This window comes from Lentzea sp. NPDC060358, from assembly GCF_042725365.1.
Classification (GTDB): Bacteria; Actinomycetota; Actinomycetes; order Mycobacteriales; family Pseudonocardiaceae; genus Lentzea.
The window spans coordinates 1-21,223 of sequence record NZ_JBHXCW010000135.1 but is presented as its reverse complement, the minus strand read 5'-3'; the positions used below and the strand labels follow the sequence as shown (position 1 = coordinate 21,223).

The following is a 21,223-nucleotide window of genomic DNA, read 5'->3' as shown; positions in this document are numbered from 1 at the left end:
GACCGGGGTCGCGGCCCTTCCCGGAACTCGGCTCACGCGGACGGCGCGAGGTACAGCAGGCGGTTCGGCGAACCCGAGCCCGGGTTCGTCACCTTCGAGGCGGTCGACTGCGCGACCAGGTACGAGGCGACCTGGGACGGCGTGGCCGACGGGTTGGTGGAGAGGTAGCGCGCCGCGGCGCCCGCGACGTGCGGGGTGGCCATCGACGTGCCCGAGATGGTGTTGGTGGCCGAGTCGGACGTGTTCCACGCCGACGTGATGGCCGAGCCCGGCGCGAAGATGTCGAGCACGGAGCCGTAGTTCGAGTAGGACGCGCGGGCGTCGGTGCGCTCGGTGGCGCCCACGGTGATCGCCTCGGTCACGCGGGCCGGGGAGAAGGTCGAGGCGTTGGCGTTCGAGTTGCCGGCCGCGACCGCGAACGTGACGCCCTTGGCGATGGCGTTGCGCGTGGCGGTGTCGAGGGTGGCGTTGGAGCTGCCGCCGAGCGACATGTTCGCCACGGCGGGCTTCACGGCGTTGTTGCCGACCCAGTCGATGCCGGCGGCGACACCGGCGAGGGTGCCGGAGCCCGAGTTGTCGAGCACGCGGACGGCGACGATCTTGGCGGCCTTCGCGACGCCGTACTGCGAGCCGGCGATGGTGCCCGCGACGTGCGTGCCGTGGCCGTTGCCGTCCTGTGCGACGTTGTCGTTGTCGACGAAGTCGCGGCCGTTGGAGGCCCGGCCGCCGAACGTGGAGTGGCTGATGCGCACACCGGTGTCGATGACGTACGCCGTCACGCCCGAGCCGGTGGAGGTGTAGCTGTAGGACGAGTCGAGCGGCAGGTTGCGCTGGTCGATGCGGTCGAGCCCCCACGACGGCGGGTTCGCCTGCGTGGCCTGCACGTGCACGACCTGGTCGGCCTCGACGAACTCGACGGACGGGTCCGCGGCGAGGCGCTTGGCCTGCTTCTCGGTCAGCTTCACGTTGAAGCCGCCGAAGCTCGTGTAGTCGCGCTCGACCTGCGCGCCGAAGCGGGAGGCGAGGGCGTGCGAGTTGCCCTTGCCCTCCTTCATCTTCACGATGAAGCTGCCGGCGATCTTCTCGGGCGCGTTGAGGGAGAGGACCTCGCCCTCGGCGGCGTAGGCGTTGGGAACCATCAGAACCGACAGGGCGAGACTCGCCACGCCCGCACCGGCGAGGAACCGGATCTTTCGCGTCATGATGTGCATTCCGTTCTTGTGCAGGGGAACGATGCGCTTTCGACGCTATGGACGGATCCGGTTCCTGCCAAGGGTGTCCCGCGGATTAAGACGCGGTTGTGCGGGCGGACATTTCACGCTTCACAGAGATGACGGCCAGTAGAGGATACGAGTGACGGGTGGCGTGCCCGCAGTTCCCGTGGTAACCAAGGCGTTCTCCACCTGCGCGGGCGTCGCGGCGGGGTTGACCTCCAGGAACCGCGCCGCCACACCGGCCGCGTGCGGTGCGGCCATCGACGTGCCGCTCAGCGTCGCGGTCGCCGTGTCGCCGGTGTTCCAGGCGGACGGGATGCTCACGCCGGCGGCCCAGATGTCCACCAGTGGACCGTAGTTGGACGACGGGACCTTGGTGTCGTTCTGCGTCAACGCACCCACGCAGATCGCCTGTGAAACCCGTTGCGGCGACGAGTTCCCCGGATCGGTGTTGCTGCCACCGGCCGCGATCGCGTACGAGACACCGGAGTCGATCGACTTCTTCACGGCGGCGTCGAGCGCGGCGGAAGCACCGCCTCCCAACGACATGTTCGCCACCGCGGGCTTGACCGCGTTGGCCGTCACCCAGTCGATTCCCGCGATCACACCGGAGATCGTGCCGCTGCCGGTGCCGTTGAGCACCCGCACGCCCCAGACGGTGGCGTCCTTGGCGGCACCGAACTTCGTCCCCACCGCGATGCCGGCGACGTGCGTGCCGTGCCCGTTGTCGTCCTGCGCAACGGGATCGTTGTCCACGAAGTCCCAGCCGTTGCGCGCGCGGCCGCCGAAGTCCTGGTGCGTCACGCGAATCCCGGTGTCGATCACGTAGACGTTCACGCCTCGGCCGCTGCTCTTGTAGGCGTAGGTGCGGTCGAGCGGCAACGCGCGCTGGTCGATGCGGTCCAGTCCCCAGGGCGGGTCGGCCTGGACGCCGTGGGCGCGCACGATCCCGTCGCGCTCCACGTGGGCGACGGCGGGGTCGGCCTCCAGCGCACGGACCTGCCGGGAGGTCAGGCGTGCGCTGAAACCGTTGAGGGCGTGGGTGTAGCGGTGCTCGACCGCGCCGGAGAAGGACGAGACGGCGCCGTCCCTGAGCACCACGACGTAGGAGGAGGTGGCCGCGGACGCCGGGGCGACCACGACCGCCGCCCCGAGGGCGGCGACTGCCAGCAGGGCTCTCACGGGCAGGACTTCCTTTCGTTCGCGGGGAAGAACGGCCCCGGCTCACGGGTGAGCCGGGGCCGCGCGCCAGGAGGGGTCAGCTGCTCGGTGGCCGGCACGGCGACCTCGTGGTCGTGGTGGCGGCCCGCACGGCGGTGTCCGCGAGCCGGCGTGCCCGGGAGTCGCTCGTCTCGGCGGAGGAGCCGCCCGCGACGGTCTCGCCCGCGGCCGAGCGGATCTCACCGGTGGCGGGGGCCGCGAACGCCGGGATCAGGACAGCCGCGCCGGGGAGGGTCGCTGACTTGCGCATTCGTCGTCCTGTTCGTCGCTCGGATGCTCAGGAAGCCGATCGGGGCCGGGGCGGCGTAATAGTCCCGAGATCTGAACTTTCCGGGTTTGCCGGGAGGGCAAAACCGCCGATCGGCTGTACCGCGGTCCCTTTGCTGCCGATAACCTTCCGATCTTGACTCCGGGAAACGGAGGACTGATGCTCACGATTTACCCACCGCGCGAGGAGCTCGCCGACCTCCTGGTGACGGGTCCGTTCGCGGACGCGTTGCGGGTCGCGATCCAGGTGCGGGGCCTCAGCCTGGAACGGCTGCAGCACCGGCTGAAGGTGCGGGGCGCGCCGATCAGCGTGACGGCGCTGAGCTACTGGCAGTCGGGCCGGCGCAGACCCGAGCGGCCGGAGTCGATGAGGGCCCTCGCCCACCTCGAGGACGTGCTCGGACTGCCGGAGGCGGCCCTGTCGCGGCTGCTCGGACCCCCGCGGCCGCGCGGGCGTTCCCGCAGGCGGGAGGAGTCGGCGCGGACGCCGTGGGACGGGTCCGGGCTCGAACTGACCGCCCAGCACGACCGGGTGGACGTCGCGCCCTGCGGCGGGGTGCGCGGCGTCCGGTCGCGGCAGGTCATGCGCGCGAAGGCGGGCTCGGTGGACCGCTGGATCCTCTGCCACGAAACGGGAACCGCGCAGGGCACGCCCCAGCCCGCGCTGAGCGCCGTGCGCTCCTGCCGGGTCGGCCGGGTCGCCCGCGAACGCACCGGCGGTGTTCTCGTCGCGGAGCTCGTGTTCGACGAACCGATCTCCGCGGGCGAGTCGATCGCGATCGAGTACGAATTGATCTATCCACATCCGACGGTCGAGCACACGCATTTCCGGCGCTTCTCCGAACCCGTGCACGACTACGTGCTGGAGATCGAATTCACCGCCGAACCCGCTTCCTGCGAGCAATTCGCGTCAGGTCCGGCGGGAGCGGAATTGTGCGGTGGCGTGCGCCCGGCCGCCCTGGACGACCGGGGCCGTGCGCACGCCGCCGCCACCGACTTCGGGCCGGGTCTCTACGGGATGCGCTGGACCGCGGCCGCGAACGCCTCCGGGTCGTCGAGCCACGGGTAGTGCCCCGCCCCGGGCTGCACGACCAGCCGCGCGCGCGGGAACAGGTCCGCGTACTCCTGCGCGCGCTTCGGCGGCAGTGACACGTCCAGCTCGCCGGCGAGCAGAAGCGTTGGCACGTCGAGGTTCCCCACCTGCTCGCGCACCCGCGCCGGGTCGAAGGCACCGTCGCCGTAGAACTGCTGGGCGGCCTCGTCGTTGCGCGGGTGCTCGTCGAGCCGCTGGGCCCGGGCGTCCCAGCGGCCGTGCAGGAACGGCGTGATCCCCTGGAAAGCCTCGGCGCTGAAGTCGCCGGCCCAGATCCGCTGGAACGCCGCGTAGGCCTCGTCGTACCAGGGTTCGGCGTGCCGCTTCTCCGCGACCTCCCGGCGGTCGTCGTCGGTCACGTCGATGCCCACCACGCGCGGGCTCGGCGCCACGAGGAGGAGTTCCTCGACGTGCTGCGGGAAGCGGATCGCGTACAGCACCGCGAGCGTGCCGCCCGCGGAGTGGCCGAGCAGCCTGATCCTGTCGAGGCCGAGGTGCCGGCGCAGTGCCTCCACGTCGTCGACCTGCGCGTCGACGCGGTAGTTCGCCGCCTTCTCCGATTCTCCCGTTCCCCGCAGGTCGAGCCTGATCGCGTCGTCGATCGGCAGGCCCGCCAGGTACGACGAGGCCTGCATCGGCCCGCCCGGCAGGCAGACCACCGGGTCGGCGGCCTCGCCGTGCCAGGCGAGGCCGAGACCATCCGAGTTCGTGAATGTCCCCATGCTCCGCAGTGTGTCAGTAGGACCGGGGCAGCTTCAGCGAGTTTTGCGCGACGAAGTTCAGCACCATCTCCCGCGACACGGGCGCGATCCGCGACAGCCGCGACGACGCGAGCATCGACGCGAGGCCGAACTCACGGGTCAGGCCGTTGCCGCCGTGGACCTGGACCGCCTGGTCGACCGCGGCCGCGATGGCCTCGCCCGCCGCGTACTTGGCCATGTTCGCGGCCTCCCCCGCCTCCCGGTCGCGGCCGGAGTCGTAGAGCGCGGCGGCCTTCTGCGTCATCAGCCGGGCGAGCTCGACCTCGATGTGGGCCTTCGCCAGCGGGTGCGCGAGCCCTTGGTGCGCGCCGATCGGCGTGTCCCAGACGGTGCGCTGCTGCGCGTAGGCGACGGCCTTGGCGATGGCGAGCCGCGCCGAGCCGGTGCCCATGCTCGCCCCCATGATCCGTTCGGGGTTGAGCCCGGCGAAGACCTGCTGCAGCCCCTGGTCCGGCGAGCCGACGACGGCGTCGGCGGGCAGCCGCACGTCGTCGAAGAACAGCGTGAACTGCTTCTCCGGCATGACCAGGTCCATGTCGATCTCGTGCCGGGTGAAGCCGTCGGCGGTCGTCGGCAGGACCACGAGCACGGGCCCGGTCTCCTGGATCGCGACGACGAGCACGGCGTCCACCTCGTCGGCACCGGAGATGTAGGTCTTGGTGCCGTTGAGGACCCAGTCGTCGCCGTCGCGGCGCACGCGCGTCTTGAGCTTGTGCGCGTTGGACCCCGCGTCCGGCTCGGTGATCGCGAACGCCATCTTCAGCGTGCCGTCCGCGAACCCGGGCAGCCACTTCGACTTCTGCTCGTCCGTGCCGAACCGGGCGATCACCGTCGCGCAGATCGCCGGCGAGACCACCATGAGCAGCAACGGGCACCCGGCCGCGGCCAGTTCCTCGCACACCGCCGCGAGGTCGCCGATGCCGCCGCCACCGCCGCCGTACTCCTCGGGCACGGCCACGCCGAGGTAGCCGAGCTTGCCGGCCTCCTCCCACAGCTCGGTCGTCTTCTCCCCCGCGCGGGCCTTGGCGGAGAAGTACTCGGGGCCGTACTTCGCGCCGAACTCGGCCACGGCCCTGCGCAGCGCGATCCGCTCTTCCGACTCGACGAAGCTCATGATTCCTCCACAACGGCGAGAACATCGCCGGCGTTGACCTGCTGCGCCTGCTCGACGAGGAGTTCGGTGACCGTGCCCGCGCTGGTCGCGAGCACGCGGTGTTCCATCTTCATGGCCTCCAGCACCAGCAGTTCGGCGCCGGCCTCGACCACGTCGCCCTGCCGGACGCTCACCCGCACGACCGTGCCGGGCATCGGGGCGACGGTCGCGCCGGGTGCGAGCTTCGACTCCGGTTCGGGGAAGCGCGGCACGACCGTCAGGGTGAGCGACCCGCGCGGCGAGTCGACCTCGACCACGTCGCCGTACCGCGCGACGTGGAACGGGACGCGCACGCCGTCGAGGTCCAGCGTGACGACGTCGGCGGTGGCCTGCGCCGGGTCGTACTCGACCTCGACCTGCTCCTCACCGGCCAGGAACCGCGCCCTGGGCCGTTGCGACCGCACGTTGCGCCAGCCCAGCGGCAGCGTCCCGGTCCTGCGGGTGGCCGCCTGCGCGAGGGCCGCGGCGAGCGCGAACGGGTGCGGGTCCGCGGTCCTGGTGAAGTCGTGCTCGGCCAGGAACCCGGTGTGCGTGTCCCCGGCGAGGAAGTCGTGGTCGCGCAGGACGTCCACGAGCAGCTGCCGGTTCGTGACCAGCCCGTGGATCCGCGCGTTCTCCAGCGCCGTCGCGAGCTTGCGGGCGGCGGAACGGCGGGTCGGCGCGTACGCGATCACCTTGGCCAGCATGGGGTCGTAGTGCACCGAGACGACCGAGCCGTCCTCGACGCCGCTGTCCAGCCGGACGTCGCCGGGCACGTGGAACCGGTGCAGCGTGCCGCTCGCGGGCCGCCAGTCGTGCGCGGGGTCCTCGGCGTAGAGCCGGACCTCGATGGCGTGCCCGCGCGGCTCCGGCGGATCGGCGGGAAGTCTCGCCCCCTCGGCGATCCGCAGCTGCCACTCGACGAGGTCCACGCCGTGCACCAGTTCGGTGACCGGGTGCTCGACCTGCAACCGGGTGTTGACCTCCAGGAAGTGGAAGTCCTCGCCCTTCAGCATGAACTCGACGGTGCCCGCGCCGACGTAGCCGATCGACTCGGCGGCGGCCACCGCGGCGGCGAACAGGCGCCGGCGGACCTCGTCGTCCATCGCCGGGCTCGGCGACTCCTCGACGATCTTCTGGTGCCTCCGCTGGATCGAGCACTCGCGTTCGCCGAGCGCCCAGACGGTGCCGTGCGCGTCGGCGAGGATCTGCACCTCGACGTGCCGGGCCCGTTCCAGCAAGGGTTCGCAGAACACCGTCGGGTCGCCGAACGCCGACTCGGCCTCGCGCCGCGCGCTCTCCAGCTCCCGCGCGAACTCCGACCGCTCCCGCACGGTCCGCATGCCGCGCCCGCCACCACCGGCGGAAGCCTTGATGAGCACCGGGAACGACGTGACGGTCTCGGGGTCCAGCTCCGGCAGCGTGGGCACGCCTGCCGCCGCCATGCGCTTCTTCGCGGCGACCTTGGAGCCCATCGCCTCGATCGCGTCCGGCGTGGGGCCGACCCACGTGAGCCCGGCCGCCTGCACGGCCCGCGCGAAGCCCGCGTTCTCGCTGAGGAACCCGTAACCGGGGTGCACGGCGTCCGCGCCGGCCAGCCGCGCCGCCTCGACGAGCAGGTCGGCGCGCAGGTAGGTCTCGGCGGGCGACGCGCCGGGCAGCCGGACCGCGAAGTCGGCCTCCCGGACGTGCGGGGAGTCCTCGTCGGGGTCGGAGAACACCGCGACCGCGCGGATCCCGTTGTCCCGGCAGGTGCGGATGATCCGGCGGGCGATCTCGCCGCGGTTGGCGATCAGAAGTGACTTGATCACTGTGCACTCACATCCGGAAGACGCCGAAGCCGTCGGCGCCCTCGATCGGTCCGCTGTGGACAGCGGAGAGGCAGAGGGCGAGCACGGTCCTGGTGTCGCGCGGGTCGATCACGCCGTCGTCGTAGAGCTTCCCGGACAGGAACGGCGCGAGCGACTGCTCCTCGATCTGGGCCTCGACCATCGTGCGCATGGCGGCGTCGTGCTCCTCGTTGTACTCCTGCCCCTTCGCCGCGGCGGCCTGCCGCCCGACGATCGAGAGCACCCCGGCGAGCTGCGCCGGTCCCATCACCGCCGACTTGGCGTTGGGCCAGGTGAACAGGAACCGCGGGTCGTAGGCCCGGCCGCACATGCCGTAGTTGCCGGCGCCGTAGGAGGCGCCCATCGTGATCGTCAGGTGCGGCACCCGGCTGTTCGAGACGGCGTTGATCATCATCGAGCCGTGCTTGACGATGCCGCCCTGCTCGTACTGGGCGCCGACCATGTAGCCCGTGGTGTTCTGCAGGAACACCAGCGGTGTGTCGCTCTGGTTCGCGAGCTGGATGAACTGCGCGGCCTTCTGCGACTCCTCGCTGAACAGCACGCCGCGCGCATTGGCGAGGATGCCGACCGGGTAGCCGTGGATCCGCGCCCAGCCGGTCACGAGACTGGTGCCGTACAACGGCTTGAACTCGTCGAACTTCGAGCCGTCCACCAGCCGCGCGATGACGTCCCGCGGGTCGAACGGCACCCGCTGGTCCTCGGAGACCAGGTCCAGGATGCTGTCGGCGTCGAACAGCGGCTCCTCGGCCGGCGCCGGTTCCGGCCCCTGCTTGCGCCAGTTCAGCCGCGCCACGACCCGGCGGGCCAGCCGGATCGCGTCGGTCTCGTCCTCGGCCACGAAGTCCGCGAGCCCGGACGTGGCGCCGTGCATCAGCGCGCCGCCCAGCGACTCGTCGTCCGCGTCCTCGCCGGTCGCCATCTTGACCAGCGGCGGGCCGCCGAGAAACACCTTCGACCGGTCCTTGACCATGATCACGTAGTCGGACATGCCCGGCACGTACGCGCCACCGGCCGTCGCGTTGCCGAACACCGCCGTGATCGTCGGGATGCCGGCCGCAGACAACCGCGTGAGGTCGCGGAACGCCCGGCCGCCCGGGATGAAGATCTCGCTCTGCGTCGGCAGGTCCGCGCCGCCGGACTCGACCAGGCTGATCACCGGCAACCGGTTCTGCAACGCGATGTCGTTGGCCCGCAGCGACTTGCGCAGCGTGTACGGGTTCGACGAGCCGCCGCGCACGGTCGGGTCGTTCGCGACGATCACGCACTCGACGCCCTCGACCCGGCCGATGCCCGTGACGACGGACGCGCCGACCGGGAAGTCCGTGCCCCAGGCGGCCAGCGGCGACAGCTCCAGGAACGGGCTGTCCTCGTCGACCAGCAGCTCGACCCGTTCGCGGGCCAGCAGCTTGCCGCGCTTGTGGTGCCGTTCGACGTACTTCGGCCCACCACCCGCGAGGGCCTTGGCGTGCTCGGCGTCCAGCTGCGCGATCTTCGCGAGCAGCGCCTCCCTGTTGCCCATCAGGCGAACCCCAATCGTCGTGCCGCGAGCTCGGTCATCACTTCACTCGCCCCGCCCCCGATGCCGAGGATGCGGGCGTCGCGGTAATGGCGTTCCACTTCGGACTCCCGCATGTAGCCCATGCCGCCGTGCAGCTGCACCGCCGCGTCGACCGCGAACGAGCACGCGTCGACGGCGGCGTTCTTGGCGAAGCACACCTCGGTGATCACGTCCTCGCCGCGGTGGACGCGCACGGCGACCTCCCGCGCGTAGGTGCGCGCGAGGTCGATCCGCTGCGCCATCTCGGCGAGCTTGTGCGAGACCACCTGCCGTTTCACCAGCGGCTTGCCGAACGTCTCGCGGTTGCGCACCCACTCGGCGGTCAGGTCGAGCGCGCGTTGCGCCGTCGCGTACGCCTCCACGGCCATCGTGATCCGCTCGACCTGGAACTGCCGCATGATCTGCACGAACCCGGCGTTCTCCTCGCCCACGAGGTTGCGAGCGGGCACGCGGACGTCGTCGAAGTGCAGCTCCGCGGTGTCGCTGCAGTGCCAGCCCATCTTGTCGAGCCTGCGGCGGGTGAACCCGTCCTCGACCACGAGCAGCGAGATGCCCTGGTAGCCGTCGCCGCCGGTCCGGACCGCCGTCGTGACGAAGTCGGCGCGGCAGCCGGAGGTGATGAACGTCTTGGAGCCGTTGACGACGTAGTGGTCGCCGTCGCGCACGGCCTTGGTCCGGATGCTCGCGACGTCCGAGCCCGCGCCGGGTTCGGTGACCGCGAGACTGCCGATCTTCTCGCCGCGGATGGCCGGCTTCGCGAACCGCTCGATCAGGTCCTCGTTGCCGGACTGCCAGATGTGCGGGACGGCGATGCCGTGCGTGAACAGCGCGGCGATCACCCCGCTCGACCCGCCGGCCTGGATGATCTCCTCGGTCAGCACCACGGAGTCGAGCAGGTCGCCGTCGGAGAACCCGATGGCCAGCAACCCGATCGCCGCGGCCTTCTCGTGCAGCTCGCGGGGGATCTCGCCGTCCCGCTCCCACTGCGAAAGGTGCGGGACGATCTCCTTGGTCGTGAAGTCGCGGACGAGCGCCCGCAGCTCCTTCTTCTCCTCGAACAGGTCCCTCGCGATCACAGCAGCCCCTCCGGGATCTCGACCTCTCGCGACCGCAGCCACTCGCCGAGCGCCTTGGCCTGCGGGTCGAACCGCGTGCTGCTCGCCACGCCCTCGTCCAGCAGGCCGTGCAGCACGAAGTTCAGCGCCCGCAGGTTCGGCAGCTCGTACCGGCTGACCTCACCGGCCTCCGGCAGCAGCTCCCGGAGCTTCTCGGCCGTCAGGAACCCGGTCAGCCACTCGTAGGCCTGATCCGACCGCACCCACACGCCGAGGTTCGCGTCCCCGCCCTTGTCGCCGCTGCGCGCACCGGCGATCGTTCCCAGCGGCCGCTTCACAGCACCACCGCCTTCGCGTCGACCTCGTCACGGGACACGTACGCGGCCTGGTAGACGCCGAACGGCGTGCCGTCGCCCGGCGGCGCCGTGACGTGGAACCCGGGGTAGCTCGCCAGCGCCAGCTCGATCGCGGCCCGGCTGAACCCCTTGGCGCGCTTCGGGTCCGTCGTCTTGATCGTCGCGTGCAGCAGCGCGCTGGCCTGCTCCTCGGTCGCGGCGTCGGGCCGGTCGGTGCGCGCCAGCGTCCACGTCAGGCCCTCGTCGCCGATGGCGTCGGCGAGCTGGCGCCGGACCAGTGCCGCCTTCGCGTCGACGTCCAGTCCGGTGAGGACGAACGTCGTGGAGTTCCGGAAGCCGCCCAGCGTGTTGAGGCACACCTTGAGCGTGTCCGGCGGCGGACTGCCCTTCACCCCGCTGATCCGGACACCGCGGGGGTCCTCGTCCAGCCGGATGGTGTCGAAGTGCGTCGTCACGTCCGGTCCCAGGTACTCCGGTGCGCCGATCTCGTAGAGCAGCTGTGCCGTCACGGTGTCGACCGTGACCGCGCCGCCCGTGCCGTCGTGCTTGGTGATCAGGCACGACCCGTCCTCGTCGACCTCCGCGATCGGGAACCCCGGCCGCGTCGCGTCGATCTCGGTGAAGAACGAGTAGTTCCCGCCGGTGGCCTGGGTCCCGCACTCCAGCACGTGGCCCGCGACCGTGGCACCCGCCAGCCGGTCCCAGTCGTCGCGCGCCCACCCGAAGTGCGCCGCGGCCGGTCCCACGACGAGGCTCGCGTCCGTGACGCGCCCGGTGACCACGACCTGCGCACCCTGCCGCAGGCACTCCGCGATCTCCCACGCGCCGAGGTAGGCGTTGGCGGTCAACGCTTCCGGGAACCGCTCCTTGAGGTCGTCACCGGTGACGTACCCGACCTTGGCGCCGAGCTTGCGCGCGAGGCCCTCGGGGTTGAGCCCGCCGGCGTTGACGACGATCTTGACGCCGCGGTCGAGCGCGAGCGCCAGGCAGTCCTCCATCTGGCGCAGGAACGTCTTGGCGTAGCCCAGCGACGAGTCCTTCATCCGGTCGCGGCCGAGGATCAGCATCGTCAGCTCGGCGAGGTAGTCGCCGGTCAGCACGTCCAGCTCACCGCCCTCGAGCTGCTCGCGCATCGCCGAGAGCCGGTCGCCGTAGAACCCGGAGGCGTTGCCGATCCGGATCACCGGCCACCTCCGGGCGGGCCCGCGAACGCCTGCGCGATCGGCACCCACTCCTGCGCCACCGGCCCGGTCGCCTCGATCGCCAGCTCCTTGCGGTTGCGCCGCTGCGTCACCAGCCACGCGAAGTCCAGCGCCGGCCCGGATACCCGGTCTTCCGCGTCTTCGGGCCCCCACGTCCACAGCTCGCCGCCGGGAGCGGTCAGCTCGACCCTGACGGGAGCGTCCGGCACCGCCAGCCCGTTGAGCAGGAACGCGAACCCGATCGTCCGCACCCCGAGGTGGCACACGTGCTTGAGCCGCGCGGTCGGCGTGCGCACGACCCCCAGCGCGTCGGCGACGTCCTGCCCGTGCGCCCAGGTCTCCATGATCCGCGCGGTCGCCATCGACGCCGGGCTCATCGGCGGCCCGAACCACAGGATCTTGCCCGACGCCGCCGCGAGGTGCTCCTGCACCGACGCGCGGCTGGAACGCCACTGCTCCAGCAGGTCCGGCAGCACCGCGGCCTCGGCCGCCGTCCGGTCCACGATGTCCCCGGCGAGCGGCTGGGCCTGGAACGCCTCGGGGTCGGTGATCGCGAGGACCGTCGCCCTGTCGGTCCACAGGAGATGACCGATCTGGTGCGCGATCGTCCAGCCCTGCGCGGGCGTCGGCAGCGTCCAGTCGGCACCGGCCACCAGGTCGTCCAGCTCGCGCGACTCGGCGTCGAGGTCGGCGAGCAGTTCCGTGATCACAGCTGTTCCTCCAGCATCCGCGCCCAGTAGCGCACGACGTGCGCCCGGCGCTTGGTGTCGTCGGCGAGCTGGTTGGCGAGCGCCAGCCCGCGCACAAGATCAAGGGTTGCCTGCACCGCGTCCTTCACACCCGGCCGGGTGTCGTCGACGTCGAGCAGCTCCAGCGCCAGCCCGTACACCTCGCGCCCCAGGCGCGCCTGCAGCTCGAGCACCTGCTCGCGCAGCTCGGGATCGGTCCGCGCGGCCACCCACAGCTCCAGCGCCGCGGTGAACAGGTCGCTGGCGTGGAAGTCCGCGATCAGCTCCACCACGGCGTGCGTGGTCTTCCCGGCGGTCTCCGCACGCCGCTTCAGCGCCTCGACGCTCTCCGCGCCGACGTGCTCGACGGCGGCCGCGACCAGCTCGCCGCGCGTCCGGAAGTGGTGCAGCTGCGCGCCCCGCGACACCCCGGCGCGCTCGGCCACCTCGGTCGTCGTCGTGCCCGACCAGCCGCGTTCCACCAGGCACTCGACCGTGGCCTCCATGAGCTTGCGCTTCGTCTCACGGGTGCGGTCGGCCTGGCGCTGCCTCGTCTCCACGCCGCCGAGTCTTCCGGCGAACAAACAAACAGTCAAGCCTGCTTGTAAATGTGCCAGTAGCGTCCGCTCCGATGAGCATCGTGGAGAGACTGAGGGCCGCCGGCTGCGTGTTCGCCGAGGACGAGGCCGCCCTGCTGCAAGAGGCCGCCGACAACCCGGCACACCTCGAAGAACTGGTGCGGCAACGGATCGACGGCCTGCCGCTGGAGCACGTCGTCGGCTGGGCGCTGTTCTGCGGGCAGCGCGTCGTCGTCACCAGGGGCGTCTTCGTGCCGCGCCACCGCACCGAACTGCTGGTGGACCTCGCCACCGAACTGCGGCCCGGGGTCGCCGTGGACCTGTGCTGCGGCTCGGGCGCGGTCGGGGCCGTCCTGCAACACCGGCTCCCGGACGCCACCGTCTACGCGGCCGACATCGACCCGGCAGCCGTCGAGTGCGCGCGCAAGAACCTCACCAACGTGTTCGAGGGCGATCTGTTCGACGCGCTCCCCTCACACCTCAAGGGACACATAGACGTCGTGGTCGCCAACGTGCCGTACGTGCCGACCGACGACATCCAGTTCATGCCCGTCGAGGCCCGCGACCACGAGGCGCGCGTGGCCCTCGACGGCGGCGTGGACGGCCTCGACGCCATGCGGCGCGTGGCAGCCCAGGCCAAGCACTGGCTGCGTCCCGGTGGGCACCTGATGAGCGAGACCAGCGAGCGCCAGGCACCCGCGGCGCTGGCCGCCTTCACCGCCGCCGGACTCGACGCCAGGCTCGTGACCAGCGACGACACCACCGCGGTGGTCGGCAGCGCCTGAGTTCCGTACCATGTACGGTATGTCGTACGACGAGGTTGTGCAGTGGTTCGAGAAGTGGGACGCGCTCGCGGTGGCGGGGGACGTCGAGGCGATGGCCGACATGGCCCTGTTCCCGGTCAACACCGTCACCGACGGCTCGGCGGCGTCGTGGGACCGCGCGACGTTCCTGCGCGAGATGGGCGCGCAGCTCGGCGGCGAGGTGGAGATGGAGTCGGTGAGGACGCCGCACTTCCTCAGCGACGACCTGGTCTTCGTGGTCACGGACGGGACGATCAACGGGACGGCGGTCCGCTACGGCGACCTGCTCACGCGGGTCGGCGGTGAGTGGAAGTTCCAGACGATGGCCCAGGGCGGGTGGGCGTAGAAATGACGGCATGATCGCAATGCAGTACGAGATCACGCTGCCGGCGGACTACGACATGGAGATCATCCGTGAACGGGTCCGCACCCGCGGGCACGCGCTCGACGCCTTCGAGGGCCTGGGGTTCAAGGCCTATCTGATGCGCGGCACGCAGTACGCGCCGTTCTACGTCTGGAACACCTCGGCGGGCATGGCGAACTTCCTCTACCGCGGAGGGGGTTTCCAGGGGATCCTCGCCGACTTCGGCAGGCCGGTGGTGCAGCACTGGCCGGGCGTGGCGTTCCTGAGGGGTGACGCGGCCACAGCGCGGTACGCGACACGACGGATCACCCGGCTCGCACCGGAGGCGAACCCGATCGACGTCGTGGGGCGGCTGGGACTGGAGAAGACGCCCGGCTTGCACTCGGCGGCCGCAGGCGTCGATCCGCGCACGTGGGAAGTCGTGCGCTTCGAGCTGTGGGAGGAACACCCCGGGGAAGAGGGTGCCTACGAAGTCCTCCACTTCAGCGAGCCGGGGCTCGGGGAGATCACAGCAGGGTGAGCTGTTCCTGGTCCACGCGCGGCGCCGGCACACCCACCGGCAGGCTGCCGTCGGGCCACACGCCGTCGTCGTCACCGGGCACACCGGTGACGGCGTCGGCCGCACGCCCCCGCGGTGCCAGTCCGTGCTTCTCGATCAGCGGCGTCACCCGCGCGGCCAGCCGCGCCCGGTACCGCTTGTCCACATAGGACCGGGCACCGTAGAGGTACCGGTAGGTCTCGACCAGGTCCGGGTGCTCGCGCCGCAGCCACGCGGCGAACCACTCCTTCGCCCCGGGACGCAGGTGCAGCGGCAGCACCGTGACTCCGGTGGCACCGGCGGCCGCGATCTGCTCCAGCAGGAAGTCCAGCTGTTCCACGGAGTCCGTGAGCTCCGGCAGCACCGGCGCCACGAACACCCCGCACGGCAGACCGGCTTCCCGCACCCTGCGCACCAGTTCCAGCCGCGCGGCCGGCGTGGGCGTTCCCGGTTCCAGGGACTTGTGCAGGTCGCGGTCCATCAGCGCGAGCGACACCGCGATCCCGACCGGCACGACCTCCGACGCCGCCGTCAGCAACGGCAGGTCGCGCGCCAGCAGCGTGCCCTTCGTCAGGATCGAGAAGGGCGTGCGGGAGGCGGTGAGCGCCTCGATGATCCCTGGCATCAAGGCGTACCGCCCCTCCGCCCGCTGGTAGGGATCGGTGTTGGTGCCCAGCGCGACGTGCTCCTGCTTCCACCTCGACGACCGCAGCTGGCGCGACAGCACCTCCCCCGCGTTGACCTTGACGATCAGCTGGTTGTCGAAGTCCTTGCCCGTGTCGAGGTCGAGGTACGAGTGCGTCTTGCGGGCGAAGCAGTTGTGCGACACCACTCCGTTCGCGATGAAGTCGCCGGTGCCGGTCGAGATGTCGTACAACGTCATCTCGCCCAGCGGTTCCACCGACACGACGCCGAGCGGCTGCTGCGACTTGATCGCCACGCCGTCGATGTCGCGCTTGCGGGTGATCGCCGGGTCGACGGTGTGGAAGAACCGCAGGTTCTCCCGCAGCCCGCCGCGCAGGCGCACGACCCGCACGCCGCGGCGGCGGCGCAGCTCCTCGATCGCGAAGTCGAAGTGGAAGTGCTTGAGCGCCAGCACGATCGCCTCGACGACGGTCGCGTTGCGCGACGACAGCCGCAGGATGCTGCGCGAGCAGGTCCCGAGGTAGTCGAACGCGCCGGCGAGGAATCCCTTGAGCCAGTCCGGGTTCGGGGCTATCTGCCAGTGCGCGAGCTCGCGCACTTGGTGCAGAAATCCCCTCCCCTCTCGCACACCGAAGTAGTCGAGGTACTCCTGTGTGCGGTCCATGGCCTCGATGTCGGCCAGGGGGATGCGGAACTCGTGCTCGTCGTCGACCATGCCGCGCAGGTAGCCGCGGCGGTAGTCGTCGGTCACGGCGGGCTGCTCGACGAAAGCCCCCGTGCCCATCAGCTTGTTGCCGGTCGTGAGGTGCGGCCGCCTGCCGACGCCCGCGGTCTCGCCCGTCACGTGCTTCCAGCCGCGGTCGGTCAGGAAGCGGTGGTCGCCCGACGCGACGACCGACGTGCCGTCCTCCAGCGTCAGCCGGTGCGCGTCCTTGCGCGTCTCCCAGTGCGCGAGAACGGTGGTGAGCTTGTACCGCCGGTAGTTGCCCACCAGCTCGGTGCCGTAGATCTCATCGCCCTCCCGGAGCTCGGACAGCGGTTTCGTGCGACCGTTGCCCATGAGGACCGGTGTGTCGCCGGCCAGACAGTAGGTGCAGGCGTGTGAGCAGCCGCGATACGGGTTCACCGTCCACGAGAACGGCAGCGACGAACCCGGTACCCCGTTGAGCACGGATTTGGCGCGGACCTCGTGGAACACCACGTCCGCGAACTCAGGAGTTCGTACGCTGCGCACCAGTCCCGGTAGCCCCGGTAGTGCCTGCTGCGGCTCTGCCTCGAGTTTTTGCCCGTCCCATCGCACGACATCGATTCGAACACATGTTCGAACGACGGTCAAGGAGAGCGCATGTCACCCGTTGAGGTAGCAGGCTTCGTCACGGGCGCACTCTGCGTGTGGCTCGTCGCGCGGCAGAACCCCTGGAACTGGCCCATCGGGATCGCCAACAACATCGCGTTCCTCGTGCTGTTCTGGACCAGCGGGCTCTACGCGGACTCCGGGCTCCAGGTCGTCTACATGGGGCTCGCCGTCTACGGCTGGTGGGCGTGGGTGCGCGGCGGCGAGCAGCACTCGACGCTGCACGTCAGCCGCACGACCGGGCAGCAGTGGCTCTGGCTCGCGGTCGCGGGCGTGCTCGCGACCGGCCTGCTGCACTGGGGACTCGTGTCGCTCACCGGGTCGAACGTGCCGTTCTGGGACGCGATCACGACGGTGCTGTCCCTGCTCGCGACGTGGGGGCAGACCCGCAAGAAGGTCGAGTCCTGGTGGCTGTGGATCGCGGCCGACATCATCTACGTGCCGCTCTACGCCTACAAGGAGCTGTACCTGACGGCCGTGTTGTACGTGGGGTTCATGGTGCTGTGCGTGATCGGGCTGCGGAACTGGACGAAGGACCTCAAGAGCGACGAGGTGCCCGCGTGAAGGAGTTCGGCCACGCGCTGGTGCTCGGCAAGTTCTACCCGCCGCACAACGGGCACCACCACCTGATCGAGACGGCGGCCTCCCGGAGCGTTCGCACGACCGTCACCGTGCTCGCGGCGTCGTCCGAGGAGATCCCGCTCGGCCACCGCGTGCGCTGGCTGACCGAGACGCACGCGGCGACACCGGGCGTGCGGATCGTTGGCGACCTCGACGACCACCCGATGGACTTCGACTCCGACGAGGTCTGGGAACTGCACGTCGCCCTGACCCGCGCCGTCCTCGCCCGGCGCGCCATCGCCGACGGCGACCCGTCGGCGGCACCGGTCGACGTCGTGTTCTCCAGCGAGAAGTACGGCGACGAGCTGGCCCGGCGGCTCGGCGCGCGGCACGTGCTCGTCGACCTCGACCGGCTGACGCACCCGGTCTCCGGCACGGCGGTGCGCACCGACCCGGTCGCGCACTGGCACCACCTCGCGCCCGCGACCCGGCGCGGCCTGGGCCGCAAGGTCGTGGTCGTCGGCGCCGAGAGCACCGGCACGACGACGCTGTCGACCCAGCTCGCCGAGCACTTCGCGGCGCCGTGGATCGCCGAGTACGGCCGCGAGCACACCGAGCACAAGCTCGCGGCCGCGCGGGCGTTCGACCCGGACGCGGGCGTGGACGGTCTGGTGTGGACGCTGGGCGACTTCGAAGACGTTGCGCGCGAACAGGAACGCCGGATCTTCGCCGAGACGGCGCCGCTGGTGGTCGCGGACAACGACGCGTTCGCCGCGACCGTCTGGGGAGAGCGCTACCTCGGCTTCCGGCCGGAGGTCTTCCAGGGCACCGAACCGCACCTCTACCTGCTGACCGACCACGTGGGCGTCCCGTTCGAACAGGACGGCTGGCGCGACGGCGAACACCTGCGGGAGTGGATGACCGGCCTGTTCGAACGCGAGCTCACGCAGCGCGGTGTGCCGTGGCTCAAAGTCACCGGGGACCGGTTGGCGACGGCCGTCACGGCCGTCGAACACCTGATGCGGCAGGATGTCACGCGTGGGTCACGGTCACGGGCATAGCCACGCGCTGAACGACGAGCCCGCTTCACAACGCGTTCGCACGTTGCTGATGTGGTTGCTGGTGCCGTTGGCGCTGGCCACCGTCGTCGGCGCGGCGTTGCTCTACCCGTTCGGCGTCGAGCAGAAGACCGGTGCCGAGGTCGGTCTCAACCAGACCCCGGTCGAGGCCGTCGTGACGGGCATGGCGGAGAACTGCGGCGAGAAGTGCGTCGCGATCACCGTGAAGATGTCCGACGGCCCCTCCCCCGGCCAGAGCATCACGATCCCGAGCGTGAAGGGTCCCGGCGCGCCGAGCTTCGCGCTGGGCGACGAGGTGGTGCTGTCCTACTCGGGCACGCAGCCCCAGGCCGCGGAGTCGTACCAGATCGTCGACTACCAGCGCGGCTGGTCGCTCGTCGTGCTGGCGCTGCTCTTCGCCGCCGCCGTGCTGCTGCTCGGCCGGTGGCAGGGGCTCGCGGCGCTGGGCGCGTTGCTGCTGAGCTTCGCGGTGCTGGTGCTGTTCGTGATGCCGTCGCTGCTCGCGGGGCAGAACCCGCTGATGGTGGCGGTCGTCGGCGCCGGCCTGATCATGTTCGTGGTGCTGTACCTGACGCACGGCATCTCGGCGCGCACGTCGACCGCCGTGCTGGGCACGCTCGTCAGCCTCGCGCTGATCGGGGTGCTGGGCGCGCTGTTCTCGGCCCTGTCGAGCCTGACCGGCCTCGACGACGACACGGCGAACCTGGTCCGGCTGCTCGGCACCGACATCGACACCCGCGGCCTGCTGCTCGCCGGCACCCTGATCGGCGCGCTGGGCGTGCTCGACGACGTGACCGTGACGCAGACCAGCGCCGTGTGGGAGCTGCGGCGGGCGAACGACAAGCTGACGTGGCGGGAGCTGTTCGCCGCCGGGTCGCGCATCGGCCGCGACCACATGTCGTCCGTGGTGAACACGCTCGTGATGGCCTACGCGGGTGCCGCGCTGCCGCTGCTGCTCGCGATCTCGCTGGCCGGGCGGTCGATGGGCGAGATCCTGACCGCCCAGCAGATCGCGCAGGAGATCGTGCGGACGCTCGTCGGCAGCATCGGCCTGGTGGCGGCGATCCCGGTGACGACGGCGCTGGCCGCGCTCGTCGCCGTGCGGCAGGAGGTCGCCCCCGCGTCCGCCGAGCCCGCGGACCCCGAGCCCTCTGCCCCGGAGCCGAAGACCGTGAAGCGCGCGAAGCCCGCGGCCACGCCCGTCGAGCCGCAGCCCGCCAAGCCGAAGCCCGGCAAGCCGCGGCCGGCGCGCATCGAGGGCGACCTCTTCACCGGCTACGACCCCGGCAAGGGGCCGTGGGAACGACCCGGTGACCCGAGCGGGGCTAGTGCGCCAAGAGCACGAAGAGCAGCGCCAGCAAGGCAGGCACCACCTGCACGAAGAAGATCTTTCGAGTAGCGGTGAACGTGCCGTAGACGCCGGCGACGATCACGAACACCGCGAAGAGCACGGACGCGCCGAAGTCCTGGCGCACGATCGCGTAGATCAGGCCGGCGGCGAGGAACCCGTTGTAGAGGCCCTGGTTCGCGGCGAGCGCCTTGGACTCCTGCGCGAACTCGGCCGTGATGCCGAACGCCTTCTGCCCGCGCGGCGTCGTCCAGAGGAACATCTCGAGCACCACGATGTAGATGTGGATCAACGCCACGAGGGCGAGCAGTACGTTGGCGATGACCTGCACTTGGGTTCCTCCTCAGAGCTGACACACGCGATGAGACAATAGAGCAGTGGGAAGACAGCGGCCCGACGCAGAGGCGATCACCGAGTCGATCGACTCCGGTGTCGCGGAACTGGTCCCGGACCTCGGCGGCCGCAACTCGTGGACGTTGCGCGTCAACGGAACCCCGCAGTCGCATGTGGACCTGGACGACCCGTCCTACCTCGAGTTCGAGTACGTCCGGCGCCTGGGGCACCTCGTCGACCTCACCGCGCCCTCGCGCGTTCTCCACCTGGGTGGTGGCGCTCTCACGCTAGCCCGCTACGTGGCCGATCTCCTCCCCCGCGCGTCTCAACAGGTCGCGGAGATCGACGCGGGCCTGATCGCGTTCATCCGCCGCGAACTACCACCACCCTCGCGGGTGAAGATCACCACGGGCGACGCCCGCGCCGTGCTGGCCCGCACCCGCCCCGGCTCGTTCGACCTGATCGTCTCGGACTGCTTCGCCGGCGCCCGCACTCCCGCGCACCTGACGTCGGTGGAGTACGTGCGCCAGGCGTCGGACGCCCTGGCGTCGGACGGCATCTACGCGGCGAACATCGGCGACGGCAACGGCCTGCAGTTCGCCCGCTCCCAGTGCGCGACGGTGCGAGCGGTGTTCGAGCACGTCTGCGTGCTGGCCGAACCGGGCGTGTTCCGCGGTCGCCGGTTCGGCAACTTCGTGATCATGGCCTCACACAACGGCCTGCCGATGCAGCAGCTGACCCGTGCGACGGCGGGCGACCCGTTCCCGGGGCGGGTGGAGCACGGGACTGGGCTGACGAAGTTCATCGGCGGGGCGCCGGTGACGACGGACGCGACGGCGAAGCTGTCGCCGGCGCCGCCGTCGGGGCTCTGGGGCACCTGAGACGCCCGCTCGTTTTGGCCCTGTGGAGCGAATTCACCCCAAAGGCCTACCAGAGGGGTGAGAACCTGAGGCAAGCCTCCTCGTGACCGCCACTTCAGCTGAGTAGCGGACCGACCGTTGCTCAACGGATCGACGTGGAGGTGGCAGTTGCCCGAAGAAGCAGGACCACGGCCTCGACCGACCGAGGAGGACCCGCCGGCTCATCAGCTCAAGACGAAGCGTGTCCTCACCGACGTCGGCAACGTTGGTGCGGCCGTGGCGGTACTGGCGACGTTGGCAGGGGCGATGGTCCCGGCCTGGGT

General features: G+C 70.8%; 20 protein-coding genes and 1 pseudogene. 8 read left to right on the top strand and 13 right to left on the bottom strand.

The window, feature by feature from the left end; genetic code table 11:
• Positions 1 to 32: 32 nt before the first annotated feature.
• From ACFWGZ_RS25720 to ACFWGZ_RS25710, 3 genes are all read right to left on the bottom strand, one after another.
• Entirely contained in the window at positions 33 to 1,202 is a 1,170-nt protein-coding gene (locus ACFWGZ_RS25720) for a S8 family peptidase (RefSeq protein WP_382454128.1), read from the bottom strand.
• A 120-nt stretch (positions 1,203 to 1,322) separates the two neighbouring features.
• Complete coding sequence (locus ACFWGZ_RS25715; protein ID WP_382454127.1) at positions 1,323 to 2,396, bottom strand: S8 family peptidase; 1,074 nt, start codon at positions 2,394 to 2,396, stop codon at positions 1,323 to 1,325.
• A gap of 76 nt (positions 2,397 to 2,472) precedes the next feature.
• Positions 2,473 to 2,685 carry a hypothetical protein gene (locus tag ACFWGZ_RS25710; RefSeq protein WP_382454126.1) on the bottom strand — a complete coding sequence of 71 codons (213 nt, stop codon included), beginning with the start codon at positions 2,683 to 2,685 and terminating at the stop codon, positions 2,473 to 2,475.
• Positions 2,686 to 2,862: 177 nt separating this feature from the next.
• Between ACFWGZ_RS25710 and ACFWGZ_RS25705 the strand changes: the two genes are divergently transcribed.
• Entirely contained in the window at positions 2,863 to 3,771 is a 909-nt protein-coding gene (locus tag ACFWGZ_RS25705; RefSeq protein WP_382454125.1) for a helix-turn-helix domain-containing protein, read from the top strand.
• On the opposite strand, the gene ACFWGZ_RS25700 is transcribed toward ACFWGZ_RS25705, so the two are convergent.
• From ACFWGZ_RS25700 to ACFWGZ_RS25665, 8 genes and pseudogenes are all read right to left on the bottom strand, one after another.
• Positions 3,714 to 4,517 (bottom strand): alpha/beta fold hydrolase, encoded by an 804-nt coding sequence (locus ACFWGZ_RS25700; RefSeq protein WP_382454124.1) that lies wholly within the window; start codon positions 4,515 to 4,517, stop codon positions 3,714 to 3,716. The genes ACFWGZ_RS25705 and ACFWGZ_RS25700 overlap by 58 nt on opposite strands.
• Before the next feature lie 13 nt (positions 4,518 to 4,530).
• On the bottom strand, positions 4,531 to 5,670 hold the full coding sequence (locus ACFWGZ_RS25695; RefSeq protein ID WP_382454123.1) for an acyl-CoA dehydrogenase family protein: 1,140 nt from the start codon (positions 5,668 to 5,670) through the stop codon (positions 4,531 to 4,533).
• Positions 5,667 to 7,499, bottom strand: coding sequence for a biotin carboxylase N-terminal domain-containing protein (locus ACFWGZ_RS25690; RefSeq protein ID WP_382454122.1), 1,833 nt, complete (start codon positions 7,497 to 7,499; stop codon positions 5,667 to 5,669). Before ACFWGZ_RS25690 ends, ACFWGZ_RS25695 begins: the two co-directional genes overlap by 4 nt.
• 7 nt (positions 7,500 to 7,506) lie before the next feature.
• Positions 7,507 to 9,057 (bottom strand): acyl-CoA carboxylase subunit beta, encoded by a 1,551-nt coding sequence (locus ACFWGZ_RS25685; RefSeq protein ID WP_382454121.1) that lies wholly within the window; start codon positions 9,055 to 9,057, stop codon positions 7,507 to 7,509.
• Positions 9,057 to 10,172 (bottom strand): acyl-CoA dehydrogenase family protein, encoded by a 1,116-nt coding sequence (locus tag ACFWGZ_RS25680; RefSeq protein ID WP_382454120.1) that lies wholly within the window; start codon positions 10,170 to 10,172, stop codon positions 9,057 to 9,059. The genes ACFWGZ_RS25685 and ACFWGZ_RS25680 overlap by 1 nt, the downstream gene beginning before the upstream one ends.
• Positions 10,169 to 11,640 (bottom strand): annotated as a pseudogene (locus tag ACFWGZ_RS25675) (acyclic terpene utilization AtuA family protein). Before ACFWGZ_RS25675 ends, ACFWGZ_RS25680 begins: the two are co-directional and overlap by 4 nt.
• A 47-nt stretch (positions 11,641 to 11,687) precedes the next feature.
• Positions 11,688 to 12,419, bottom strand: a complete 732-nt coding sequence (locus ACFWGZ_RS25670) for a TIGR03084 family metal-binding protein (RefSeq protein ID WP_382454119.1) — start codon at positions 12,417 to 12,419, stop codon at positions 11,688 to 11,690.
• Positions 12,416 to 12,943, bottom strand: coding sequence for a TetR/AcrR family transcriptional regulator (locus ACFWGZ_RS25665; protein WP_382454129.1), 528 nt, complete (start codon positions 12,941 to 12,943; stop codon positions 12,416 to 12,418). Before ACFWGZ_RS25665 ends, ACFWGZ_RS25670 begins: the two co-directional genes overlap by 4 nt.
• 125 nt (positions 12,944 to 13,068) lie before the next feature.
• On the opposite strand from ACFWGZ_RS25665, the gene ACFWGZ_RS25660 reads away from it, so the two are divergent.
• From ACFWGZ_RS25660 to ACFWGZ_RS25650, 3 genes are read left to right on the top strand one after another with little or no spacing between them, the layout of a single operon-like run.
• The gene (locus ACFWGZ_RS25660; RefSeq protein WP_382454118.1) at positions 13,069 to 13,800 is read left to right on the top strand and encodes a putative protein N(5)-glutamine methyltransferase; all 732 of its coding nucleotides are present in this window, start codon (positions 13,069 to 13,071) and stop codon (positions 13,798 to 13,800) included.
• Positions 13,801 to 13,819: 19 nt separating this feature from the next.
• Entirely contained in the window at positions 13,820 to 14,164 is a 345-nt protein-coding gene (locus ACFWGZ_RS25655) for a nuclear transport factor 2 family protein (protein WP_382454117.1), read from the top strand.
• Between the two features lie 10 nt (positions 14,165 to 14,174).
• Entirely contained in the window at positions 14,175 to 14,702 is a 528-nt protein-coding gene (locus ACFWGZ_RS25650) for a DUF4865 family protein (protein ID WP_382454116.1), read from the top strand.
• On the opposite strand, the gene ACFWGZ_RS25645 is transcribed toward ACFWGZ_RS25650, so the two are convergent.
• Positions 14,689 to 16,665 carry an intein-containing Rv2578c family radical SAM protein gene (locus ACFWGZ_RS25645; protein ID WP_382454115.1) on the bottom strand — a complete coding sequence of 659 codons (1,977 nt, stop codon included), beginning with the start codon at positions 16,663 to 16,665 and terminating at the stop codon, positions 14,689 to 14,691. The genes ACFWGZ_RS25650 and ACFWGZ_RS25645 overlap by 14 nt on opposite strands.
• Before the next feature lie 45 nt (positions 16,666 to 16,710).
• Between ACFWGZ_RS25645 and pnuC the strand changes: the two genes are divergently transcribed.
• From pnuC to ACFWGZ_RS25630, 3 genes are read left to right on the top strand one after another with little or no spacing between them, the layout of a single operon-like run.
• Positions 16,711 to 17,283 carry a nicotinamide riboside transporter PnuC gene (pnuC, locus tag ACFWGZ_RS25640; protein ID WP_382454114.1) on the top strand — a complete coding sequence of 191 codons (573 nt, stop codon included), beginning with the start codon at positions 16,711 to 16,713 and terminating at the stop codon, positions 17,281 to 17,283.
• Positions 17,280 to 18,341 (top strand): AAA family ATPase, encoded by a 1,062-nt coding sequence (locus tag ACFWGZ_RS25635; RefSeq protein ID WP_382454113.1) that lies wholly within the window; start codon positions 17,280 to 17,282, stop codon positions 18,339 to 18,341. The genes pnuC and ACFWGZ_RS25635 overlap by 4 nt, the downstream gene beginning before the upstream one ends.
• A gap of 49 nt (positions 18,342 to 18,390) precedes the next feature.
• Positions 18,391 to 19,758 carry a YibE/F family protein gene (locus tag ACFWGZ_RS25630; RefSeq protein WP_382454112.1) on the top strand — a complete coding sequence of 456 codons (1,368 nt, stop codon included), beginning with the start codon at positions 18,391 to 18,393 and terminating at the stop codon, positions 19,756 to 19,758.
• Here the strand turns inward: ACFWGZ_RS25630 and ACFWGZ_RS25625 are convergent.
• The gene (locus ACFWGZ_RS25625) at positions 19,685 to 20,038 is read right to left on the bottom strand and encodes a DUF1304 domain-containing protein (RefSeq protein WP_382454111.1); all 354 of its coding nucleotides are present in this window, start codon (positions 20,036 to 20,038) and stop codon (positions 19,685 to 19,687) included. The two genes, ACFWGZ_RS25630 and ACFWGZ_RS25625, sit on opposite strands and share 74 nt — an antisense overlap.
• Positions 20,039 to 20,084: 46 nt before the next feature.
• On the opposite strand from ACFWGZ_RS25625, the gene ACFWGZ_RS25620 reads away from it, so the two are divergent.
• Positions 20,085 to 20,921, top strand: a complete 837-nt coding sequence (locus ACFWGZ_RS25620; RefSeq protein WP_382454110.1) for a spermidine synthase — start codon at positions 20,085 to 20,087, stop codon at positions 20,919 to 20,921.
• Positions 20,922 to 21,223 lie beyond the last annotated feature (302 nt).

Bases quoted from the DNA above. Each gene is read 5' to 3' on its own strand.
- ACFWGZ_RS25685 (WP_382454121.1), bottom strand. From the start codon at position 9,057: ATGGGCAACAGGGAGGCGCTGCTCGCGAAGATCGCGCAGCTGGACGCC.
- ACFWGZ_RS25630 (WP_382454112.1), top strand. From the start codon at position 18,391: ATGTGGTTGCTGGTGCCGTTGGCGCTGGCCACCGTCGTCGGCGCGGCG.
- ACFWGZ_RS25695 (WP_382454123.1), bottom strand. From the start codon at position 5,670: ATGAGCTTCGTCGAGTCGGAAGAGCGGATCGCGCTGCGCAGGGCCGTG.
- ACFWGZ_RS25660 (WP_382454118.1), top strand. From the start codon at position 13,069: ATGAGCATCGTGGAGAGACTGAGGGCCGCCGGCTGCGTGTTCGCCGAG.
- ACFWGZ_RS25705 (WP_382454125.1), top strand. From the start codon at position 2,863: ATGCTCACGATTTACCCACCGCGCGAGGAGCTCGCCGACCTCCTGGTG.
- ACFWGZ_RS25655 (WP_382454117.1), top strand. From the start codon at position 13,820: ATGTCGTACGACGAGGTTGTGCAGTGGTTCGAGAAGTGGGACGCGCTC.
- ACFWGZ_RS25665 (WP_382454129.1), bottom strand. From the start codon at position 12,943: ATGGAGGCCACGGTCGAGTGCCTGGTGGAACGCGGCTGGTCGGGCACG.
- pnuC (WP_382454114.1), top strand. From the start codon at position 16,711: ATGTCACCCGTTGAGGTAGCAGGCTTCGTCACGGGCGCACTCTGCGTG.
- ACFWGZ_RS25720 (WP_382454128.1), bottom strand. From the start codon at position 1,202: ATGACGCGAAAGATCCGGTTCCTCGCCGGTGCGGGCGTGGCGAGTCTC.
- ACFWGZ_RS25650 (WP_382454116.1), top strand. From the start codon at position 14,175: ATGATCGCAATGCAGTACGAGATCACGCTGCCGGCGGACTACGACATG.
- ACFWGZ_RS25700 (WP_382454124.1), bottom strand. From the start codon at position 4,517: ATGGGGACATTCACGAACTCGGATGGTCTCGGCCTCGCCTGGCACGGC.
- ACFWGZ_RS25710 (WP_382454126.1), bottom strand. From the start codon at position 2,685: ATGCGCAAGTCAGCGACCCTCCCCGGCGCGGCTGTCCTGATCCCGGCG.